Annotated in this window: 3 protein-coding genes; all 3 read right to left on the bottom strand. The window is 43.8% G+C overall.

The window, feature by feature from the left end; translation table 11 throughout:
• The coding region (locus tag AB8M93_RS18320) for an SDR family oxidoreductase (protein ID WP_373060365.1) at positions 1-959 on the bottom strand (959 nt) is incomplete at its 3' end.
• A gap of 20 nt (positions 960-979) precedes the next feature.
• Positions 980-3,877 (bottom strand): FAD-binding and (Fe-S)-binding domain-containing protein, encoded by a 2,898-nt coding sequence (locus tag AB8M93_RS18325; protein WP_373060367.1) that lies wholly within the window; start codon positions 3,875-3,877, stop codon positions 980-982.
• Between the two features lie 11 nt (positions 3,878-3,888).
• The coding region (locus AB8M93_RS18330; RefSeq protein ID WP_373060369.1) for an enolase C-terminal domain-like protein at positions 3,889-4,554 on the bottom strand (666 nt) is incomplete at its 5' end.

The raw sequence follows: 4,554 nt of genomic DNA on the forward strand, positions 1-4,554 counted from the left end.
CCTAAAAAGGTTCCTGCTATTAGGCCAAGGGTTTTGCGGTTTTCATAAAGTTTATCATAAATGCTGTAACTCTGCGCCTGGTCACTAAATCCACCATAAGTGCCCTGGTCTCCGGGTACCGGTTCCCATAAATTATCCTGCCTGTTTGGATCCTCATCATGTGGAGTTAACTGCCCACTAATGCCGTTCTCTGCCATGTAATGATCCAGATAGCCAGGGAGCACCTGGTTACCTAACACGGTTTTTAGAGTGGAATATCCCACCATTCTCAGACGTTCTCCAGATTCGGCAACTTCAACAATAGCTCTTGCCGCTACTTCCGGCTGAAAGATTTTGCCCATGGGTTTTGGTTTTTTATCGAACCTTGTTTTTACCCATCCAAACTGAGTGGTGTTCATGGCCGGAAGGTGCACTATGGAAAGACTTACATTTATACCGTCATGAAGCAGTTCTGCGCGAAGGGATTCGAAAAATCCCTGGATGGCATGTTTGGAACCACAATAAGCGGACTGAAGAGGAATCCCTCTGTAGGAGAGCGCGGAACCTACCAGGATAATCCTGCCACAATTCCTGTCCTTCATTCGCTTTAAAGCCGCCAGGGTTCCATAAACCTGCCCCAGGTAAGTTACTTCTGTAACTCTTTTATATTCTTCTGGTTTCATATCCAAAACTTTGCTGAACACGCTAACCATGGCATTATTAATCCATACATCTATAGGGCCAATATTTTCTTCAGCATAATCTGCCGCCTGTTCCACTTGCTCGGGATTGGCAACATCGGCAAGGTAAGTCCAGGCTTGTCCTCCTGCTTCTTCCACTTCCCGTTTTGCCCCTTCAAGGCCATCTCTGCCTCGTGCTATGAGCAGTATTTTCGCCCCTTCTTTTGCAAATTCTCTGGCTGTGGCCCTTCCAACTCCTGCAGAAGCACCCGTTATTACGACTGTTTTCGATTTCATCATTATTTTCTGGTTTTAGATTATTATTCTTCTTGTATGGCCCTGGCTAAAATTATCGCCGGATGCTCCGGCATTTTACCTGTACCATGTTTTATTTGTTCGCGGCAGCTAAAGCCGTCGGTAATTAAAAGATCTTCCTCCATTTTTCGAACTGCCGGAAAGATCACCCTTTCGCCGGCCTTCATGGATATTTTATATTTTTCCCCTTTTTCAAACCCAAAGCTGCCGGCGAGGCCACAGCATCCGGAATCTGGAACATTTACCTCCACACCTGCTTTTTTTAGCACTTCCAGATCGGCCTCATATCCCATCACGGCATTATGATGGCAATGTTTCTGCATAAGAGCACTTTCCCCCAGCTTTTTAAAATGAAATTTATCTTCATGCTCCAGTATAAATTCCGGCAGGGTCTTAAAATTCTTTTTAAGCCGAAGCGCATTATTGTCATTAGGGAAAAGGTTACCCAGCTCGTTTCTAAAAACTGCTATACAACTGGCTTCCAAACCTACAAACGGAACTCCCTCCTGAATAAGATGGCTAAGATTATCCAAGATATTCCTCAAGTAAGAACGTGCTTCATCCAACATTCCAAAGTCGTAAAGCGGCCGGCCGCAACAGAATTTTCGCCTGGGAACAATTACTCTTAACCCTGCACTCTTCAAAATCTTTTCGCCGGCCTGCAGTACCTCTGGAAAAAAGTAATTATTAAAGGTATCCGGCCATAGTACCACCGCTTTTTCCAGGTCATGCTTATCTTCAGAATACCTGTGGATTTTTGTAAAAGGCTTTTCTGCAAACTTTGGGATTTCCCGCTCCGGGGCAATGTCCCCTAAAGATTTCATAATTTTTTCAAAAGTATCCTGGTGACTCATAAAATTAGCCACACCGCTCATTTTTGAAGCTTTTTCTGCCCATTTATCTATATAACCAAAGGCATAAGCAGACCTTGGCCTTATCTTGTCTTTGTAGTAATGAGCCAGGAATTCCGCTTTATAGGTTGCCATATCCACGCTCACTGGGCATTCATCCAGACAACCTTTACAGGCAAGGCAAAGATCAAGGGATTCTTTTACTTTTTCATTTTTGAACCCACCCTCCAGTTCCTTTCCACGCATCATTTCAAAAAGCAGGTGGGCTCGGCCACGGGTTACCTGTTTTTCATCCCGGGTTACCATATAACTGGGGCACATGGTGCCGGATTCTGTTTTTCTGCATTTTCCAACACCCACACAACGCATAGTTGCCCGGTGAAAACTGCCTTTATCCTCAGGATACTTAAAATACGTCTTTTTAGGATCTTTCGGATTAAAATCTGTGCCTAAACGCAAATTTTCATCCCTTTTCATAGCATCTATTACTTTACCAGGATTCATCTTCCAGTGAGGATCCCAAGTTTCCTTGAATTTATGAAAAGCATCCATCAGCTTTTCGCCATACATTTTATGCAACAATGGGCCGCGTGCCTGCCCGTCTCCATGTTCTCCGGAAAGGGAACCGCCCATACTTACCACAAGATCGGCAGCTTCATCGGTAAAACTTTTATATTTTTCTATACCATCTTTTGTCTTTAGATCGAAACCTATACGACAATGGATGCATCCCTGCCCAAAATGGCCATATAAAGCAGGATCATAATCATACTTCTGAAATAGTTTCCTGAGCGCCCTTAAATAATCGCCCACTTTTGCAGGGGGTACGGCCGAGTCTTCCCAGCCTGGCCACATATCTGGCAGTCCCTGTACAAAGGCAGTGGCCCCTAAGCCGGCTTCCCTGATTTCCCAAACTCTCTGCTCTTCTTTTTTATCATCATAAAGCTTCATATCGGGAGCATTAGAACTGCCCTTCAGCTGGTCCATTAACTTCCTCGCTTTTTCATCGGTTTCTTCCTTACTTTCCCCGCCAAATTCCACAAGAAGCCATCCATCACCATCAGGCAACAGATTAAGTACCTCCTCATGAAGGTGCTTTTTATGCATGTAAGTGATCAATTTTTTATCCATGCCCTCCAGCCCAATAGGCTTATGTTTCATAATTTCGGTTACATGGTCTCCTGCCTCATAGGCAGAGTCGTAACCAAGAATTAAAAGGGACCTGGCTTTTGGCAATTTTATTAACCGTACGGTGGCTTCCAGAAAAACGGCACAGGTAGATTCTGTTCCCACCAAAGACCGCGCAACATTAAAGTTCCTCTCCGGGAGAAGCTCATCAAGGTTGTAACCGGAGACCCTTCTGGGAATTTCCGGAATACCATCTCTTATTTCCTGCTGATATTGATCCCTTATTTTCTTAAGGCCGTTGTAGATTTCTCCTTTGGGATTATCTTCTGCAATTATTTTTTCCAGTTCTTCTTCTGAAGTTTCCCCGGCTTCAAACACATTTCCATCATAGGTAAGCACTTCCATAGATTGTACAAAATCTGAAGTACGCACACCGCCGTCTTCCACCTGCGCCATAACTGAATGGATTCCGCAGGAATTATTGCCCATCATACCGCCAAGTGTACAGTGATCATGCGTGGCAGGATCTGGCCCAAAAATAAGCTGATGTTCTTTTAATGCCCGGTTAAGGTCGTCCAGCACCAAACCCGTCTGTATTCTTGCCGTTTTCTTCCTGGGGTCTACTTCCAGTATTTTGTTATAATGCCTGCTAAAGTCCATCACCAGGCCAGAATTACAACATTCTCCCGCCAGGCTTGTACCACCACCACGGGTAAGCAGGTGCAAATCGTATTCCCGGCATAAATTTACCGTATTAATAATATCTTCTTTATCTTTTGGATAAACCACTCCTACAGGAACCTGCCGGTAATTGGAAGCATCTGTGGCGTATAACGCCCGGTAATCTTCTTCAAAATTTACTTCCCCTTTTATGGCTTCCTTTAATTTTTCCCCTAGTTCCCCGTATTGCTCTATATTTTGCATTCTATTTTTTTTTACGTGATTTTGTACTTCTGTGCATCTTTAAACTTAAAGTCAAGTCCTAATCCATTTCTGGACAGATCTGGCTTTAGTTTGCCTTCCCTGGCTTCAGCATATCCATCAAAGAACATTTTTTCTATCCGTACATGATCCCTAAAATATTCTACATGTTGCATTGGTTGTATAGAAAGGGAAGGATGCAGGTGAAGGGAAGGGGCGCAGTGTGCTGAAATTGGAAGATGAAATGCCTCGCATAATTCGCCAGCTTTTAAAAGCCCGGTAATTCCACCGCAGCGGGTGGCATCTGCCTGCAACACATCTACTGCAGTTTTATCGAGCATACTTTTAAAATATCCGGGGGTAAAACCGTACTCGCCGGAAGCAACACGAATTGGAGCGGGAATACTTTCCTTTACAAAACGCATTCCCCTCAGATTATCTGAAGTTACCGGCTCTTCAAACCATTTTACTTCAAAATGGTTTAAGATACCGGCCATTTCTATGGCTTCTTTTGGAAAATATGCTCCATTGGCATCTACAAACAATTCACCTTCGCCTATAGTTTTTCTTGCTGCTTCAAGACGATCAACATCTTCCTTTTTGCTCCGGCCAATCTTCATTTTAAACATTTTATGGCCTTCATCTTTCCATTGCTGAAATTTATCTGAAAGTTCTGCCGG

The organism is Autumnicola aciditolerans (assembly GCF_041679265.1).
Classification (GTDB): Bacteria; Bacteroidota; Bacteroidia; order Flavobacteriales; family Flavobacteriaceae; genus Autumnicola.